Source organism: Sporanaerobium hydrogeniformans (assembly GCF_002735925.1).
In the GTDB taxonomy this organism is placed as follows: Bacteria; Bacillota; Clostridia; order Lachnospirales; family Cellulosilyticaceae; genus Sporanaerobium; species Sporanaerobium hydrogeniformans.
The window spans coordinates 1-19234 of sequence record NZ_PEDL01000034.1 but is presented as its reverse complement, the minus strand read 5'-3'; the positions used below and the strand labels follow the sequence as shown (position 1 = coordinate 19234).

15 protein-coding genes, 1 tRNA gene, 2 rRNA genes and 1 riboswitch are annotated in these 19234 nt (G+C 34.1%); of the genes, 15 read left to right on the top strand and 3 right to left on the bottom strand.

The genetic code is table 11. The annotated features are described in order from the left end of the window. From CS063_RS16535 to CS063_RS16500, 8 genes are all read left to right on the top strand, one after another. Positions 1–299: ribosomal RNA gene (locus tag CS063_RS16535) — 23S ribosomal RNA — on the top strand; the annotation flags it as partial. 207 nt (positions 300–506) lie between these two features. Then, positions 507–2720 carry an extracellular solute-binding protein gene (locus tag CS063_RS16530; protein WP_143452483.1) on the top strand — a complete coding sequence of 738 codons (2214 nt, stop codon included), beginning with the start codon at positions 507–509 and terminating at the stop codon, positions 2718–2720. A gap of 159 nt (positions 2721–2879) precedes the next feature. Continuing rightward, positions 2880–3983, top strand: coding sequence for a Gfo/Idh/MocA family protein (locus CS063_RS16525; RefSeq protein ID WP_099450790.1), 1104 nt, complete (start codon positions 2880–2882; stop codon positions 3981–3983). 17 nt (positions 3984–4000) lie between these two features. Then, on the top strand, positions 4001–4903 hold the full coding sequence (locus CS063_RS16520) for a sugar phosphate isomerase/epimerase family protein (RefSeq protein ID WP_099450789.1): 903 nt from the start codon (positions 4001–4003) through the stop codon (positions 4901–4903). Between the two features lie 20 nt (positions 4904–4923). Further along, positions 4924–6177: a uroporphyrinogen decarboxylase family protein gene (locus tag CS063_RS16515; protein WP_099450788.1), complete on the top strand. Its 1254-nt coding sequence runs from the start codon at positions 4924–4926 to the stop codon at positions 6175–6177. 197 nt (positions 6178–6374) lie between these two features. Next, a riboswitch (purine riboswitch) is annotated at positions 6375–6476 on the top strand. A gap of 51 nt (positions 6477–6527) precedes the next feature. After that, positions 6528–7886: a uracil-xanthine permease family protein gene (locus tag CS063_RS16510; protein WP_099450787.1), complete on the top strand. Its 1359-nt coding sequence runs from the start codon at positions 6528–6530 to the stop codon at positions 7884–7886. 16 nt (positions 7887–7902) lie between these two features. After that, positions 7903–8475 carry a xanthine phosphoribosyltransferase gene (locus CS063_RS16505; protein ID WP_099450786.1) on the top strand — a complete coding sequence of 191 codons (573 nt, stop codon included), beginning with the start codon at positions 7903–7905 and terminating at the stop codon, positions 8473–8475. 210 nt (positions 8476–8685) lie between these two features. Further along, positions 8686–8761: transfer RNA gene (locus CS063_RS16500), tRNA-Met, on the top strand. A 297-nt stretch (positions 8762–9058) separates the two neighbouring features. Here CS063_RS16500 and CS063_RS16495 read toward each other — a convergent pair. Further along, positions 9059–9634: a hypothetical protein gene (locus CS063_RS16495; protein ID WP_099450785.1), complete on the bottom strand. Its 576-nt coding sequence runs from the start codon at positions 9632–9634 to the stop codon at positions 9059–9061. A gap of 233 nt (positions 9635–9867) precedes the next feature. Between CS063_RS16495 and CS063_RS16490 the strand changes: the two genes are divergently transcribed. Beyond that, positions 9868–10251, top strand: a complete 384-nt coding sequence (locus CS063_RS16490; protein ID WP_099450784.1) for a hypothetical protein — start codon at positions 9868–9870, stop codon at positions 10249–10251. Between the two features lie 202 nt (positions 10252–10453). Further along, positions 10454–13726 carry a DEAD/DEAH box helicase gene (locus CS063_RS16485; RefSeq protein WP_180270839.1) on the top strand — a complete coding sequence of 1091 codons (3273 nt, stop codon included), beginning with the start codon at positions 10454–10456 and terminating at the stop codon, positions 13724–13726. A gap of 88 nt (positions 13727–13814) precedes the next feature. Here CS063_RS16485 and CS063_RS16480 read toward each other — a convergent pair whose 3' ends face one another. After that, positions 13815–14450 (bottom strand): dihydroxyacetone kinase subunit L, encoded by a 636-nt coding sequence (locus CS063_RS16480; RefSeq protein WP_099450782.1) that lies wholly within the window; start codon positions 14448–14450, stop codon positions 13815–13817. A gap of 228 nt (positions 14451–14678) precedes the next feature. Next, entirely contained in the window at positions 14679–15572 is an 894-nt protein-coding gene (gene rbsK / locus CS063_RS16475; protein ID WP_308415554.1) for a ribokinase, read from the bottom strand. Positions 15573–15896: 324 nt separating this feature from the next. Between rbsK and CS063_RS16470 the strand changes: the two genes are divergently transcribed. The 5 genes from CS063_RS16470 to CS063_RS16450 all read left to right on the top strand — a co-directional run. Then, positions 15897–16814, top strand: coding sequence for an ABC transporter ATP-binding protein (locus CS063_RS16470; protein ID WP_099450780.1), 918 nt, complete (start codon positions 15897–15899; stop codon positions 16812–16814). A gap of 15 nt (positions 16815–16829) precedes the next feature. After that, entirely contained in the window at positions 16830–17717 is an 888-nt protein-coding gene (locus CS063_RS16465; protein ID WP_099450779.1) for an ABC transporter permease, read from the top strand. 39 nt (positions 17718–17756) lie between these two features. Further along, entirely contained in the window at positions 17757–18194 is a 438-nt protein-coding gene (locus CS063_RS16460) for a LytTR family DNA-binding domain-containing protein (protein ID WP_099450778.1), read from the top strand. A 13-nt stretch (positions 18195–18207) separates the two neighbouring features. Next, positions 18208–18639, top strand: a complete 432-nt coding sequence (locus CS063_RS16455) for a DUF3021 family protein (RefSeq protein WP_099450777.1) — start codon at positions 18208–18210, stop codon at positions 18637–18639. Positions 18640–19062: 423 nt separating this feature from the next. Then, positions 19063–19234 (top strand): 16S ribosomal RNA (locus CS063_RS16450); the annotation flags it as partial.

The following is a 19234-nucleotide window of genomic DNA, read 5'->3' as shown; positions in this document are numbered from 1 at the left end:
CAGTTCGGTCCCTATCCGTCGTGGGCGCAGGAAGTTTGAGAGGAGTTGTCCTTAGTACGAGAGGACCGGGATGAACGGACCACTGGTGCATCTGTTGTCTTACCAAAGGCATAGCAGAGAAGCCAAGTCTGGAAGGGATAAACGCTGAAGGCATCTAAGCGTGAAGCCCCCCTCAAGATAAGACTTCCCATTCCGAAAGGAAGTAAGACCCCTTAGAGACTATGAGGTAGATAGGCTTAGGCTGTAAGTGCAGTAATGCATGTAGGTACTAAGTACTAACGGTTCGAGGGTTTGACCTAAAATAAGATGGTATAACCATCACAACGGTTAAAACAAAGTATGTCGTAGTATTTGTTTTTGAGAGTATAAGAAAACATAACACCCTTGAGGGTGTTTTTTTATTTAACAAAAATTCATTTCATCAGTTATTTGCTAATTAGAAGGATTTATTGTATCATATAACAAATATAAACAGGAAATGATGTGAGAAGGGATTAGTGAAATATATGGCTACAATAAAAGATGTGGCAGTTTTTGCAGGGGTTTCTGTAGGAAGTGTTTCCAATGTTATTAATGGAAAGACAAATAATAAAGAATTAATAGATAAGGTTGAGCATGCCATTAAAGCACTGGGATTTAGGCCAGATGCAAATGCAAGAAGCTTAAAAAATACTAAAACTAATATTATAGGTATTATCATCAGCAATTTTGAGGAACAAAGGATTCAAGTGATGCTAGGGGCTATTGAAAAAGAGCTTCGAGCACGGGGATACAGTATCTTGGTTAAGACAACAGATAATAATAGAATTTTAGAAAAAAAACATATTGAATATTTTATTCAACAAAAGGTAGATGGTATTATTGTTTCAACAGCAGTGAAAAATAAAAGTTGGTTTACGAAGTTAAAAACAGATTCTATACCTATTATTTTTGCGGATAAAAAAATAGATGTAGAAAGTAATATGAAAGTTATAACCATTGATTATAAAGAAGCATTTAAACAATGCTTGTTATGGGGAAAAGAGCAGCATCATACTAAAGTAGGGTTTATTTTAGAAAAGGGTATTATGTTAGAAGAAGAGCTAGAGAACTTGTCTCATGTTACAGAGCAAGAACTATTTTATAAGCTTGTAGGAGATTACAGTAGTGAAAGTAGTTTTAAGGCTACTTATGAACTTTTATATGAAGAACCAGATATAACCCTCCTGATTGTGAGTAGTCATATGATGACACAAGGTGTAAAAAAGGCAACTAGAATACTAAAAACGCATAAAAGTATGCCTTCTCTTGTTTGCATAAAAGCAGAGAGTTGGATTGAAGACGAAGGCGTTTTTGAGGGTGTTATCAACGTATCTTATCACCAGCTGGGGGTTAAGGTGGTAAAGCAGATCCTGCAGTCAGTCCAAGCAGGAAATCATTTTTATACTCAAATTGAAACCATTGATGCAGTATTTAGGATAACGGGATCTTCTTTTTATAATGCACAGAATAGCAGGGTAAAAAATACAACTACCCTTAATATAGCCATCTTAGATGCAAAGGTAGCTAAGGTATTGCAAATGCTTACTAAAGCTTATGAAAAGCAATATGGTATTAAAATTCACTTCATTACTTTTGGATATCACGAGTTATGGCATTATGTAACGAAATGCATCCAAGAAGGGGCTTCTTATATTGATGCTTTTATGTTTGACCTTGTTTGGCTAGAAGAATTGGTAAAAAGAGGAGGTTTAGAGGAGCTATCGGATTTAAAAGTAGAAAATGAGGAGTATTTTGCAGATATTATTGAAGAAGCTGTGGAAAATCATGGTATTTATAATGAAAAACTATATGGTTTACCATTTATGACAGGAACGCAGCTTCTTTTTTATCAAAAGGATCTTTTTGAGGATAATACCTTAAAGATACAGTTTCAACGCAAATATGGCATGGAACTAAAGCTTCCTCAAACATGGGATGAATTTAATCTCATTGCAGAATTTTTTACAAGAAGCTTTAATGCTAATTCTCCTGTAACATATGGTACTTCACTTATTAATAAAGGTAATTTATATAATAGCATAGAGTTTTTAAATAGGCTGTGGTCTTATGGAGGAGCAGTTATTTCAGATAATCAAGTGACTATTAATAGTAATTATGCTCATATTGCGTTAGATAGTTACAGAAAAAGTTATCAATATACGAATAGACAAGAGATCCATGACACATGGGATACTATTGCAGATGATTTTAAACATGGGCACACAGCAATGGCTGTACTCTATGATTCCTATGCTTTTGGGATTAATGATTCTACAGAATCTAAAGTTGCTGGAAACGTAGGAAGTTGTTTATTACCAGGACAATGTCCTGTATTAGGGGGATGGAGTTTTGGTATTAATAAGAATAGCTTAGTAAAGGACGAAGCAAAGAAATATATTATGTGGGCATGTGGCAGACGAATTTCAAAACCTTTTGCTCTTTTATCGGGTATCTCAAATCGTCAATCTTTTTATGCAGATAAAGAGTTAGATGGTTTGTACCCTTGGAAGAGGAATGTGCTAAAAAGTTATGCTAAAAGCAGAAAAAGAGAAATGCTTCATGACTCTAAAAGTTTTGGCATCCATATCCAATTATATGATGATATTATAGGAAAAGAAATTGGTAAGGCACTTAGTGGCATTCAGGATACTAAGGAAACTTTGGAACATATAGAAAGGCAAATCAAAGATCTAAAATAATTGATAAATAGCTAGTATTTTTTATAAGAATTATCAATAACCCTATTGAAATATTTAAACAATACTGATAATATATAAATAACATCTAATGAAACGTTTCATGAACTAATGCATAAGATGTTGATTAAATTTGCCAAATGCAAAGGGGGAAGGTGAAGGATGGAAGAAGTAAAAGCTATTGATTATCGTATTGAACCAGAACTGCCTAGTCGCCTAGATTATCGTATAGGTGTGATAGGAGCAGGAGCAATTGTGAGAAATTGCCACTTAAAAGCTTACACAGATGTTGGCTTTAATCCATATGGGATTACTTCTCTTAGTCTTGAAGAAAGTCAAAAGGTAGCAGAGCAGTATCATATACCACATGTTTATGATAGTTGGAAAGCATTAATTGATGATGAGGATATAGAAATTTTAGATATTGCTATTCCTCCAGATAAGCAGTTAGAAGTGGTGAGATATGCGGTAACCAAATCTTATATCAAAGGGATATTATGTCAAAAACCATTAGCCATGAATTTAGAGGAAGCCAAAGAGATTGTAAAGCTTTGTAAAGATGCAGGCATCAAATTAGGTGTTAACTCTAATATGAGATATGACCAGTCTATACGTGCTTTAAAAGCCATTCTTGATAAAGGCTATTTAGGAAAGCCCGTACTAGCCACTATTGATATGAGAGCCATACCTCACTGGCAGAGTTTTTTAGAAAGATATGATCATATTGAAATTTTAAATATGGGAATTCACCATGTAGATACTTTCCGTTACTTATTTGGAGATCCTGAAAAAATTACAGCTGTAACGAGACATGACCCTAGGACAAAATTTGCACATATTGATGGGATAAGTCAATATACTTTCCAATACGCAGATGAACTAATGGCGACTAGCCTAGATGATGTATGGGCATGGCAAGGAGAAGGGGTTGAAAAAGATATTTATATTAAATGGCGTGTAGAAGGACTCGATGGCATGGCACAGGGGTATATTGGATGGTGCTATGATGAGAGAACACCAAGTAAAATGGAATTTACATGCAAACAATTTCCTAACCAATGGATACGCCCAGAGTGGGATTTAGTATGGTTCCCAGATGCTTTTAGAGGTACAATGGCTCAGCTTCTTTGCGCTGTTGAGAAGAATACGGAACCAGAAATTGGGGGAGAAGATAATTTACATACAATGGCAGCTATCGAAGCATGTTATTTATCTATCAAGGAAGAAAGAACCGTTAAGTTTTCAGAAATAGATATTACATTATAAAATGAGGAGGTATTTTTATGATTTCAGTAGGTATTTTTACAGGGTATTATCCTTACACTTTAGCAGAGGTTGTAGAAAAAGCAAAAAAAGATGGTATGAGCTGTGTACAGCTTGATTTAAGCTTTAAAGATATCGATTTATCACCTGGGAATATAACAAAGGAAAAAGCAAATAGGGTAAGAGATGCCTTTAGAGATGCGAATATTGCGATTGTAAGTATTTCGGCTTATACTAATTTAGTGCATCCTGACCCCGTGCAAAAAGAAAAAAATATTAACTATGTAAAAGAATTATTAAAATATGCAAGGGATTTTGGCACACCTTATGTGGTGAGTGAAACAGGGACTTATAATGTGGAAAGTGACTGGCTTTACGATCCTAAAAATGCAACAGAAGAAGCTTACCAAGAGTTTAAAGGCATTGCTACTGAATTAGCAGCCTATGCTTACGAACATCAAGCTGTATTCCTTGTTGAAAACTATGTCAATAATATTATTGGATCAGTAGAGCAAGTTGCAAGACTGTTTAGAGAAGTTAATCATCCTGGACTAGGCTTATTAATGGATCCTACCAATTATTTTAGTGACTATAATATTGATCATGTAGATGCAGAAATCGAAAAAATCTTTAATGTTTTAGATGATAAAATTAAAATTGCTCATGCAAAAGATTGTAAACGTGCGATTGAAACAGGGGAGAAGCATGCAAGTATTGATGCTGCAGAACATAATAGCTTTAGGGGAGCAGGAGCTGTAGAACTCCCTGCTGCTGGTATGGGTGTACTTAATTATGATTTATACCTTAAGAAGTTATCTGAGAATCATCCTAATATTCCAATTATTATTGAACATTTAGATGAAGAAGATATCCCAAGAGCTAAAAAATTCTTAGATGACAAACTTAAGGCAGTTGGGGTATAGATCATAAAGGAGGAGCATCTATGAATGCTAAAGCTAGGGTTCAACGGGCACTTGAACATCAAGCAGGGCCTGTTCCTTTTGATATGGGAGCTTTTCCTACAACAGGAATCCATGTAAGTGTGCTTGAGAAATTAAGGGATTATTATGGTCTTGAAAAGAAGCTTATTACTGTTTTAGATCCCTACCAAATGCTTGGTTATGTCGATGATGATTTAAGAGAAGCTATTGGTATTGATACAACTATTTTATGGAATCAATATACCATGTATGGCTTTAAGAATGAAAACTTTAAGGAATGGGTAACTCCTTGGGGGCAAAAGGTTTTAGTTGCAGAAAAGTTTGTTACAAGTGAAGATAAAGCGAATGTGTATATCTATGCAGAAGGCGATAAAAATTACTCTCCAGCTGCTAAAATGCCAAAGAGTGGTTTTTTCTTTGATTCCATAATCAGACAAAGGGAAATAGATGATGATAATTTAAAGGCAGAAGATAATTTGGAAGAGTTTGGGGAGTTAAGTGAAGAAGATATCGCTTATTATAAAAAGATGGGAGAACAGTTAAAAGATTCCCCATATTATGTAGGGGCTAATTTAGGAGGGACAGCTATAGGAGATATAGCATGTGTGCCTGGTCCTATGTTAAAGGACCCAAAGGGGATCAGAGATGTTGAAGAGTGGTATGTATCTACAGCTATGCGCCAAGACTATCTCCATGAAATTTTTGATAAGCAGGTGGATATTGCTTTAAAGAATTTAGAAAGGATTTATAAAACCTGTGGAGAAGTTATTGATATAGCTTATGTCTGCGGTAATGATTTTGGTACACAAAATGGTCCTTTTTGCTCTACAGATACTTTTAGAGAATTGTATGCACCTTATTACAAAAGGATTAATAGCTGGATTCATCATAATACCCATTGGAAAACCTTTAAACATACCTGTGGTTCTATAATGCCTCTCATTCCAGACCTCATTGATGCTGGCTTTGATGTTATTAATCCAGTTCAATGGACTGCTAAAAATATGGAACCTCAGAGGTTAAAAAGTGAATTTGGGAAAGATGTAGTATTCTGGGGGGCAGGGATTAATACCCAAAAAACCTTGCCATTTGGTTCACCAGAAGAAGTTAGAAAAGAAGTTCTTGAAATATGTGAGATTTTTTCTAAGGACGGAGGCTTTGTATTTAATACCATACATAATATTCAGGCTCTAACACCTACTCAAAATTTGGTAGCAATGATTGAGGCTGTACGGGAGTTTAATGGATTACGTTAGGAAGGTATTAATAAGAAAAAAAGTTTAAAAATAAAGTATAGGTGCACAAAAACATCTTACACGCTATCAGTGTAGGATGTTTTCATTTTAATAAGATAAAACGATTTGAATAGCACAATAAAGAGTGATATAAGGGAAAAGGAGTTAAATTGTTATATAATGTAGACAAATGTTGGATTTTATATTATTATTACATACGTAATTTTAAAAAAATGCATCGTATAAAGTTGAAAATAGGGTTCAACAGTTTCTACCAAATCACCTTAAATGATTTGACTACGATATGAAGTGAATATGTACATATCTATGGAGGCGTTATTATACGGTCATTAAAACATGGAGGCATGAAAATGGCTAGTATTCAAAAAAACTTTTCTGAGTCTGGAGCGAAGGAAAATGTTGCAATAAGTAACATCTACCAGTTGGATGGTAGGGTGCCTATTAGTAAAGCAATTCCTTTTGGCTTACAGCACGTTTTAGCGATGTTTGTCGCAAACATTACACCTATTATTATTGTAGCAGGTGTTTCTGGGCTTTCCAGCACCCAAGCTGCCACTTTGATTCAATGTGCTATGCTTATTGCAGGTATTGGTACAATGATTCAACTCTATCCTGTATGGCGAATAGGAGCAAGGCTACCTATTGTTATGGGAATTAGCTTTACTTTTGTTTCTATTTTTTGTTTTATTGGTAGTCAATATGGTTATTCAGCAATCGTAGGGGCTGTCCTAGTAGGCGGAATAATAGAGGGTATTTTGGGTCTTTTTGCAAAATACTGGCGTAAACTTATTACTCCTATTGTTGCAGCTAGTGTTGTGACAGCCATTGGTTTTTCCTTGCTTAATGTGGGAGCGCATTCCTTTGGAGGAGGAAATGGTAGTGCTGATTTTGGTTCAGCTAGGAATTTATTTATTGGCAGTATTACCTTAGTAACTTGTTTAGTATTTAATATTTTTGCAAAAAAGCATTATAAAAACCTTTCTGTTTTGGCAGGATTGGTAGTAGGCTACCTAGTAGCTATTGGTTTAGGAAAAGTAGACTTTAGTAGTTTAACAGGACATAGCATCCTTGCATTACCTCAGTTTTTACCTTTTAAACCAGAGTTTAATATAAATGCCATTGTATCAGTTGTACTTATTTTTCTTGTATCTGCAACAGAAACGATTGGAGATACGTCAGCCTTAGCTGTTTCTGTTTTAGAAAGAGAAGCAACTGAAAAAGAAATCTCAGGTTCTATTGCTTGTGATGGATTTATTAGTTCATTATCCGCTTTATTTGGCTGTATGCCTATCACTTCTTTTAGTCAAAATATTGGGTTAGTTGCAATGACGAAGGTAGTTAATCGCTTTACAATCCTTATGGGAGCAATTATTATGGTATTAGCTGGCTTATGTCCTTTATTTGGTGCCTTACTTGCTACCTTGCCAGAACCTGTTCTTGGGGGATGTACCCTTATTATGTTTGGTTCAATTGTAGTAAGTGGCCTTCAAATGATTGGACGCTGTGGGTATAATCAAAGAAATATGCTGATTGTAGCACTTTCTTTAAGTGTGGGCATTGGGTTTACGCAAGTACCTGATATTTTTATGATTTTCCCAGATGTAATGCGTAGTGTACTAGCAGAAAATTGTGTGGCAGTTGTATTTGTTATTGCAGTGCTTTTGAATTTAGTGTTACCAAAAAATATGGATGTGGCTGAATATGCCTAAATAAAAGGGGATAATGATGGAATTATTAAAAAATCGTATTATAAAAGATGGAAAAATTAAAGAAGGAAATGTCCTTAAAGTAGATGCCTTTTTAAATCATCAGTTAGATATAGAACTCTTTGAAAAGATAGGGGAAGAGTTTAAGAGAAGGTTTGAGGGAAAAGAAGTTACTAAAATTCTTACCATTGAAGCTTCAGGAATTGCTATTGCCTGCATTGCTGCACGTTATTTTAAAGTGCCCGTTGTATTTGCTAAGAAGACTCAAACTAAGAATATTGCAGGGGATGTTTATACAAGCAAGGTAGAGTCCTTTACCCATGGTAAAGTATATGATATCATCGTTTCTAAGGAGTTTTTAAATGTAGATGATAAAGTTTTAATTATTGATGACTTTTTAGCTAATGGTAAAGCCCTTTTAGGATTAGTGGATTTAATTACAGCAGCTGGAGCTGAGGTAATAGGTGCAGGAATAGTGATCGAAAAAGGTTTCCAAGAGGGAGGCAAGACTATTCGTGACAAAGGTATTAAACTTGAATCTCTAGCAATTATTAAAGAGATGAGTGTTGAAGGTGGCGTGATTTTTAGTTAACTAAAAAGTTAATTACATGAAATGCTCTATAAGAAGATGGCTTTTCTAGGTTATTGAATGAAGCTAGAAGAGTCGTCTTTTTTTAATTTTTTTATAAAATAGGACTACATAAAATTAAACTAAAGTTTAATTTTATGTAAAATGGTTGACAGTTTAAGGTATCTCGTGTATCATTACAAGAAGTGGTATCGATTTAGCCACATAAAATAACGCGGAGTGGAGCAGTTGGTAGCTCGTCGGGCTCATAACCCGAAGGTCTCAGGTTCAAGTCCTGACTCCGCAACCATTTAGAAAATAATACATTCATTTAAAAAAAAGAGTGGGTAACCACTCTTTTTTGCTGTCCTATAATTTAATTTTTTATAGAATGCAGTAAAAGTCTAAATAAATATCCACAAATTATGGATAACTTTGAGAAATCTGTGGATAAGACAGAATATATGTTCGAAAGAGCTGTGGATAACATAAAAAGAATAGATAAAGCTTGTTAATAATAAGGATAATATTATGAAAAAGTTGTCGATAATATGGGGATAACTGAGTGTGAATAAAAGATAAACGAACAATTTATGCAAATATATCTTTATTCAATATGAATAGTATGTCGAATAGGCATACGTAGAAACGGCGTGGAAGTTTTCTGTAATCCATTATGCGTATAAAAAATAATTAAATGAGCTCTCATCTCCAGTAATTTTTTAGGTGAAATGTGTTTAACACATTCTACTTTGCCATGATTTTTTTCCAGTGGATAAGGAAATAAATACAAATCATTAACCTCTGGGTGATTCGTTCTTATCCAGGGAGGAAGTGCTTTTAAGATGCAGCCACCTAACCCATTACCACGGTAAGGCTTTTCTAAGAAAAAATCTGTGATATAAAAGATAACATTAGTATTTAATGTACTTTTTAGCCGATTATAAAAGTTTAAGATTTCCTTTTCGTCTTCCTTGTTTTTGCACTTCAATTTATTCTTCACATAGGTTGCATCCTTTAATAAACCAGCATGAAGAATGATTGCATTTATATACCCTATAACCTTATCATTTGAAGAAATAGAAAGAAATATTTCTTGTTTTTCCTCATTAGAAGCTTCCACTCTTTCTGTAAAGAGAATGGGGTTATGGGTATCATCACTGTCTGAATCATCAGATTCCATAAAAATCCCTCCAAGAACTTAGTTTGGTGTTACTCTTACGGTATAACACGTTTATTTCTAATAGTCTATGATTTCATATAAATTAAGATACTAGAATTTAAAATTAATTACCTATAAAAATTAGGAGTAACATAAGTATTAACTATTATATATTTTTTAAACATAAAGTAAAATGTATGAAATAAAATGTTTAGGAAATACTATTTGAGAATTTAGATAAGGAGGTAAATAGGATGAAGCATTTATTGAAGAGTTTCATTTTGGTAAGCATTCTTATGACTACTATGCCACAGGCTACTTTTGCAAGCTGTATAGATCAGGTGTGTAAATGTACAGAAGTAGAAAGTGTTCCAACTTGGAAACAAAGTAGAAGCACTACAACTGTACCTATTGTTCTTACTGAAGAACAAAAACAGATAGTGATAGAAGAGCTTATGAAGGTAGTAGAAGCAGAGAGACAAGCCATTAACACTTTGTATAATAAAGGTATCTTAACAGCAGAACAAAGAGATAATAAATTGGAGAGACTTAATAAAAAGCAAGCTAATATTAAAGAAAATGGTTTCCCTAAATGGGGAAAAAAACATGAGCATAATAAGCCCTGTAAAGATCACTAAATACAAATTCCTCTTTCAAGAATAGGATAGTCAAGTGCTATTATAAGACAGGCTATCTTAAAGCGAAGGAGGTTTTTTATGTGTTTAATATATGTTTTAAATGGGCTATAATATAAAACAGTAGAAAATGAGGTAATCCAAGGTAAGTAATTACATAAAATAAAAAAGGGTTTTAAAAGTTAGGAAAATGAGGAGATAGATGATGAGTATTTCAGTAAATAAGGTGGCAAACTTAACAGATAATAACTCCACCTTTACACGTGGACAGAGCTATTTCTATCAAGGACATGTAAAGCAAGTAGAATTAGTGGAATTAGAGGGTGGTACTGAGATAAGAGGAGTAGTAGAGGGGCACGGGAGTGACTATGAAAGTTATTTAGAAATAGATGACGATCAAATAAAGGACTATGGCTGTGAATGTTTAGCATATGAGCAGTATCAAGGAGCATGTAAGCATATTATTGCTTTAGGATTATACTATCTCTATGAGATTCAAGAAAGACAGTTGCATTTCGAGAAGCAAGTTGAAAAAATGTCTCAGACAGCTCTTGATTATTATGAGGATCAAGTTATAAAGGAACAGGACTTAGAGATAGGAGAACATCCAACAATCAAAGTTTACCCCAAGCTTATTGAAAATGCGCATGGAGAATTTTTGTTAGGGCTTAGTTTGGGGGCGACACGTGCCTATGTAGTAAAAGATCTTTATGAGTTTACTATAAATATGGTACAGGGGAACAATGTATCTTATGGTAAAAATTTAGAGTTTATCCATGATATGAGCTTATTTGAAGAGAGTTCTAGACCCATTGTACAGTTTGTCATGGATAAAACGTTAGAATATAATGAGGTTCTTAAACAGGCAGGGCTTTATCGAGGCTTTACAAAGAGTGAGCGCAAAACCATTCCTTTAGGAGCTAAAGCTTTAGATGAATTTTTTGATTTGGTGAAATGGACAGTTATTGATTTTGATGGCTATACCTTTTCACATTATTTCTCTAAGACGTATACAAAACTAGAATGTATCGATGCGAATCCTATCTTTTCCATTACTTTGGGCCAAAGTAAGAAATATTATGAACTTAAAACATCTCTAGAGTGTTTTGTGCCTTTTAGTTGTCCGAATAATAAATATCTCTTAATAGAAGATAAGTTATATCGTTTAAGTAAAGAGTTCGGTAGAGATGTATTTCCTCTCTTGGTTTATATGTATGAGGGAAGTATTCGCACAGAGCATAAGCGTTTACTTTTTAAAGAAGAAGCAATGAAGAGGTTTTTACTCTCTAGCCTTGATAAGCTAAAAAGACATTTGCCCTTTGTGGTAGAGCAGGATATAAGTGAAAAGCTAAAAGTAGAGCATGTACAGCTTAAGATGTACTTTGATATGGATGAAGGCGGTAAAATAGTAGGTGAAGTAATTTGTTATTATGGAGATTTGCATTTTAATCCTTACAAAAGGCTAATACCTACAGAACGTGAGACAATCAATCAGCTCGTAAGAGATGTGCCTAAGGAAAGTCGACTGAATAGTATTCTTAGAAATTATGATTTTAGAAATGCTAATGGTAAACTTTATTTAGAAGAAGATGAAAATATTTACGGCTTTCTTAACAAGGGTCTTATGGAACTTCTAGAAATAGGAGAGGTAAATGTTACGGATAAGCTTAAACAAGTAAAAATAGTTAAGAATGCTGTAGGAGCTATAGGGCTACGTATTGAAAATAACATGCTTCATGTAGCTCTTCGAGAGGTACAAATGCCTCTTGATGAGATGCACGATATACTAAGTGCCTACAAAGCAAAGAGTAGATACTATCGTTTAAGAGATGGTTCTTTTATTGATATTGAAGGCTCAAGTATCCAAGATATGGCTAATATTGTTGAAGGCTTAGGGTTGTCCGGCAGAGATTTAGAAGGAGGAGAAGCCATACTTCCTAAGTATAGAGCTCTTTATCTTGACCAGCTCCTTAAGCAAAGTGAAACAATTGAAGTAGAACGTGATAAATACTTTAAACAGATTATTAGAGATGTAAAAAATATAGAGGATGCAGATTATGAAGTGCCTAAGACTATTAAGGCAACTCTAAGAAGCTATCAAAAAAGGGGCTATAGATGGTTAAAGACTATGGCTGCTTATGGTTTTGGGGGTATTTTAGCAGATGATATGGGGTTAGGTAAGACATTGCAGATGATTACCCTTATTGATTCAGAATATGAAAATGTAGGTGATAAGCTATCTTTGGTAGTTTGTCCTACATCCCTTAGCTTGAACTGGCAAAATGAGATAAAACGTTTTGCTCCTCGTCTTAAGACCCTTATCGTTGCTGGGAGTATGGAAGAAAGAAAGGCGCTTTTAGAGGAGAGTAGTAACTATGACATCCTTATTACTTCCTATGAATTATTAAAACGAGATATTGAGTACTATCAAGGTTTAATGTTTCGTTATTGCATAGCAGATGAAGCCCAATATATTAAAAATGCTAATACTCTAAGTGCAAAATCTTTAAAAATAATTAAGAGTGAGGTGAGGTTTGCTCTCACAGGTACACCTATTGAAAACTCTTTAGCAGAATTGTGGAGTATTTTTGACTTTATAATGCCGGGGTATCTCTTTAATTACACTGAATTTAAAAATCGTTTTGAATTACCTATTATTAAGGGTGAAGATGAAAAAGCAATATGGCGGCTTAAGAAGATGGTAGCACCCTTTATATTGAGGCGTCTTAAAAAAGATGTACTTAAGGAGTTACCTGACAAGACAGAGACAGTTATCTACAACTTTATGGAGGAGATGCAACGTAAGCTCTATGTAGCACATTTGGCAAAGGCAAAAGAGGAGATGGAAATAGCTGTTGAGGAAAAGGGGATGCAAAGAAGTCACATTAAATTACTTTCCTTACTTACTCGTCTAAGACAGCTCTGTTGTCATCCAGGCTTGTATTTGGAAAATTATGAGGCAGGTTGTGGTAAGTTAGAACAGTGTATGGAAATCGTGAGGGATAGTATAGCGGCAGGGCATCGTATTTTGCTATTTTCCCAGTTTACGAGTATGCTAGATATTCTTTCCAAAACATTAAAGAAAGAAGAAATAGAACACTACATGTTAACAGGCTCTACTAAAGCAGAGGAAAGAATGCGTTTAGTAGATAGCTTTAATCATTCAAATGTTCCTGTATTCTTGATTTCTCTCAAAGCAGGAGGAACAGGACTTAATTTAACCGGGGCAGATGTGGTAATTCATTATGATCCTTGGTGGAATCTTTCAAGTCAAAATCAAGCTACAGATAGAGCGTATCGTATAGGGCAAAAAAATAATGTGCAAGTTTTTCAATTGATTACGAAAGATTCCATTGAGGAAAAAATAAAGGAGCTTCAAGATAAAAAACTGAGTTTAACAGAAGGAGTACTTCAAGAAGGTGAGACGCTTATTACTAAAATGACAGATGAAGAATTAAAAAGCCTTTTTGAACTTTAAATAGCTTAAGTTAAAAAATTTAAAAATAAAGGGATTGGGATTAGATGTAGCTACATCTAATCCCAATCCCTTTATTTTTAGAGAATCATTAAATAAGTTTTGTCCAAGCTTTATAGATTAGCATTCCTACAATAGCACCCTGATCAGGTAAACCTTCACATTGAGCTTTATGGTATAGGGCTTTGCCTACGGTAGGAGGCATATTCTTAGTAGCTTCAACGCCTTCTTGAGAGGCAGCATAGACTAGTTTTATCATGGTTGATAAGTCTTTATTGTTTTCAAGAGCTTCTTGGGCGACTAGAGCTGCAGGATGAAGAGCATCTAAAAGGGTACGGTCACCTGGCATAACTTTGCCACGTTCCATGACACCTTGGGCAAAGCTCTGAACGAAGAGATTAAACTCAGCTATACCTAATTCTGTTTTACCCCCTAAACTACTACCCGCTTTTAAAAAGCCTGTACCGATTAAAGAACTCATGATACAAGGAATAGTTTTAGTAATAATTGCCCCTATTTTAGAGAAGAACCTTCCGATGTCTTCGTGTTCATCTTTATAGGTTAAAACAAATTCTTTTGCCTTGCGAAAGTCTAAACTCATTGTAAGACCTAAGTCACCATCACCTGTTTTAGAATCGAGGTCAATAAGAAGCCATTTATTGCTATCAATAAGTTGTGTGATTTCTAAAATATAAGCCTTACAATCTTCAAATTTTATTTTTCTCATATTGCTACAATCCTCCCTTAATGTAGAATCAAGATGTATATTTACGATGGGCTATTATAATAATATACAAAATATATATAATTATGTAAAGTTATATTAAAAAATAAATTATTAAATAAAAATAATTAGTAAATTTATATAAATAAAGACCTTTCTATCTAGTAATAAAAGCTATAAATAGACACACCTCTTTTAGAAATTGGTATATAAAAATCACTTTTAATGGACTCATTTAATTTCATTCAAAGTAGGTAAAGAAATTTGTGTTCCTGGACGCTGAACAACGATAGAAGCTACCTTATTAGCAAAATGCACAGCATCTTGTAAAATATCACCTTGAGAAAGTGCTAGGACAAGAGCACCGGTAAAAGCATCACCAGCAGCTGTGGTATCTACGACTTTAACGGGATAGGCAGGGATATGGGAAACTTTGTCACTAGCAACAACTAAGACACCTTTGTCACCTAGTGTGACAATAACTACCTTAACGCCTTGCTGAATAAGCGTTTTAGCAGCCACACTCATTGCATCAAGTGAATCTACGGGAAGATTGGTGAGTAGAGCAAGCTCAAGTTCATTGGGTGTTAAAATATCAACATATTGTAAAATTTCAGGAGATAGTTTGCAGGCAGGTGCTGGATTAAGTATAGTTTTCTTACGACGTTTATAAGCTTCGCGAAGTGCATAATGTACAGTGGCTAAGGGGATTTCTAATTGAAGAAGTATAAAGTGACTTTGGTCTATAAGGTGCATATTTTGATCGATGTCTGTAGGAACAAGAAGATGATTGGCACCTGGAATAAGTATGATTTTATTAGAGCCTGTTTCATCTACATTAATGAAAGCTAATCCTGTATTAGCACCTGAACATTCTTTAATCCCACTTGTACCTATACCATTAGCTTTTAAGTTATTAAGAAGTCTTTGACCATAAAGGTCTTTGCCTACAGCACCAATCATTTCTACCTGACCACCAAGACGTCCAATAGTTACAGCTTGGTTAGCACCCTTACCACCAGGGAGATCAACATAATGCTGAGAAGTAATAGTCTCACCAGAGCCTGGGAAATATTTCGTGTAAACCATCAAATCTATATTTAAGCTACCTATAATTGTTATCATTATCCTACACCTTTTCTGTTTTTATATAAGTATACCTTAATGTAATACTTAGCCATAAGGAATACAATAGATAAATTTGTTTTAGATAATCTTGGCTGTTAAAAATATAAAAACAATTATGTACAACAAATAAAACGGTAGAGTATACATAACGATAGAATTTTTTTAGAGTTATCTTTTAAAGTAACTTAGAAGGTTTATTTTTAATGTTACATGGCTTTAAATACAGCCTACCCTTACACTTATTGTGATTTGAGATGCAAATGAATATACTGCCCATATAGGAGATAAGTAATATGTGGTGAGAGAGAAGAGAGGGTAAACGTGGAAAATATAATACAGGTTCTAAACTTAGTTAAGAGTTTTAAAGAGGTAAAAGCAGTAGATGATATCAGCTTTGAGGTAAAACGTGGAGAGCTTTTTGGTTTTTTAGGTGTAAATGGTGCAGGAAAATCTACAACGATTAACATGCTGTGTACTTTGTTTGGAAGTACTTCAGGGCAGGGTGAAATATGTGGTTTTCAAATAGGAAAGCATAATAAGGAAATACGCCGTAAAATAGGGGTGGTATTTCAAGGTAATACACTTGATGATAAATTAACCATCAAGGAAAATCTAGTTTCAAGAGCTTATTTATTTGAGAATAATAGTCATAAGGTCAAGAAGGACATAGATAGAGTGTGTGAAGTACTAGAAATAGGAGAGTTATTAAATAAACGCTTTAAAAAGCTTTCAGGAGGACAGAAAAGACGGTGTGAAATTGCAAGAGCACTTATTAATAATCCGGAAATTTTATTTTTAGATGAACCCACTACCGGTCTTGACCCCAGAACAAGGCAGATGGTATGGAAGTGTATAGAGTATCTAAGAAGAGAGTATAATATGACTATTTTTTTGACGACTCACTATATGGAAGAGGCGTCCAAGGCAGAGCATATAGCAGTCATTGATAAAGGTAAGATAGTAGCTGATACTTCACCCTTTAAATTTAAGGAGCTCTATTCTACTGATAAGTTAAGAATAGAGGTAAAGGATAAGGGGGGAGCAATAAGGGTACTTGAAGAGCATGGCTTAAAGTATGAGATAGCTACTAACTGTTTAGAAATAAAAATACCTAACAGTTTATCAAGTATTTCGTTACTCCAAAAGTTAGAAAGCTATATTACAGCATTTGAAGTAGTACAAGGAACCATGGAAGACGCTTTTTTAAATATAACAGGTAAATCAATTAGAGAGATATAGGAAGGGGATAATAAAATGAAAGCAGTAACAACACTTACTATAAGAAATATGAAGCTTTATATAAGAGATCACACAGCTGTATTCTTTTCCATGTTGACCATTATAATTATTATTGTCCTCAATATAGTCTTTTTAGGAAAAATGAATGTAGATGCAATTATGACAATGCAATTAGTAGATAGGGAAAAGGCAGCTTACCTTATTAATACATGGGTACTAGCAGGTATTGTTTTTACAAGTACAGTAACGATTCCTTTTGTTGTTATGGGAATTATGATAGAGGACGAAGAAAGTAAGATCATGATGGGATTTTTTGTAGCACCTATAAGTCGATTAAAACTTGCTTTAGGCTATATTATAGCTTCTATTATGATGGGGTGTATACTTTCGTTTATCACGCTAGGCATTTCACAAATTTTTATTATAGGAACAGGAGGAGAATTACTTAGTTTAACAGCGCTTATTAAAATGGGAGGAGTCATTATAATTAGCGTATTTTCTAATGCATGTATGGTATTTTTCTTTACAACTTTTATGAGTACATCTAGTAGCTTTTCTGCTTTGAACATGATAGTAGGTACCTTAATAGGATTTATTACAGGGATTTATTTACCCATTGGCTTACTCCCTAAAACTGTGCAACAGGTAATGAAAAGTTTCCCAGGGCTATATGGGGCAGTTTTAATGAGAGAAATTTATGTAGAAGATGCTATGAAAGAGGTTTTTCAGGGAGCACCTCTACAAGTGGCTAAAGACTATGCACAGTATATGGGGATTAGTGTTGTATGGAATGGACAAGAGGTAAATCTATTATGTAAGTTACTTATTTTATTAGGAAGTGGTATACTATTTATAGTGTTATCGGCATTAGTATTAAGTAAAAAGAAAGGGACAGATAGATAAAAAATTTTATAAAACAAGACCTGTGAGGGAGGGGAGAAAATGAAAATTTCCATAGTAGACCCACAAGCTGAGGAAGAAGATGAGATTATCATTAAGTGCCGAGATATAGATGAAGGATTACTTCAAATGATTTATGGGATTAAGATGCATAACAAAAAACTTATGGGAATGTACGATGGCAAAATTCATCTCATAGAACCTATAGATATCTATTATTTTGAAGCAGTAGACAATAGAGTTTTTATGTACTGCAAAGATAAAGTTTTTGAGTCTAAGCTTAAACTCTATGAAATAGAGCATATTTATGCTCATACAGATTATTTTAGAGCATCAAAGTCTACTATACTTAACTTATCTAAGATAAAAAATTTAACTCCTGCTTTTAATGGAAGATTTGAGGCACTTCTCCAAAATGGAGAAAGAGTGATTATTTCTAGACAATATGTAGTAGAGTTAAAGAAAAAGTTGGGACTATAGGAGGAGGGCTGATATGCAGATGAAAGAGTTATTTAGGGTGATACTTTATTCCTTTTTTATGATTACTACAGGTTCAATATTTGCAGCAGCTTTATTTATCACTTTTTTAATTCCAGAAGCACGTTTTGGGGTAGAGATACTGTGGCAAATAATAAGTATTTCTTTATTATCCTCTCTATTAAGTATAGTTTTTTACTCTCAAAGAGAGCTTAGTAAAAGAGAATCAATAGTAAGGCAGGGTATCCACTATATTTTAATTAATATGATTCTTATAAGCAGTGGATATTATTTTGAATGGTTTAAATTTAGTGAGGTAAGAAAGTTAATTATATTTATTGCATTAGTATTAGTAGTTTATATGAGTGTACGGATAGGCATTTTTGTAAGTGAGCAAAAAGAGGCAAATAAGCTAAATGAAAAAATTAAGGAGTATCAGAAAAACTAAAAAAATTAGAAGGAGCTCCTCCAGCTTAGATGCCTCTAAAATTGGAGGAGTTTTGAGTGATGGAGTATAACTTGTAAGTTAATAAGCTTAGCTAAAAGCAATTTAGGGGATATGTATATAGTTATTAATAAAGTTATCGCAAAATGTGGATAATAATGGGCATAAAATGTGGATAAATAAAATCTATCTATAAAATAAAAAAATAAGATTAAAACTGTTGACATATGTAATGCAGTAGTGTATTATTAATCAAGTCGGCACCAATAAGTGCTTAAGACAAGAACAATAAGACAAATGACAATGAACATTGAAAACAAAATAGTAACCATAAAACCAGTCGATTCATGAACTTACTTGTAAGTTCAGTGAGTACTATAAAGTACTAAGTAATAAGTCAGCAACTTAGGTTGCATGGACAAACTTTTTTATGAGAGTTTGATCCTGGCTCAGGATGAACGCTGGCGGCGTGCTTAACACATGCAAGTCGAACGAAGCCAAGGGAGCTTGCTCCCAAAGCTTAGTGGCGGACGGGTGAGTAACGCGTGGGTAACCTGCCCTATAGAGGGGGATAACGTTCGGAAACGAACGCTAATAC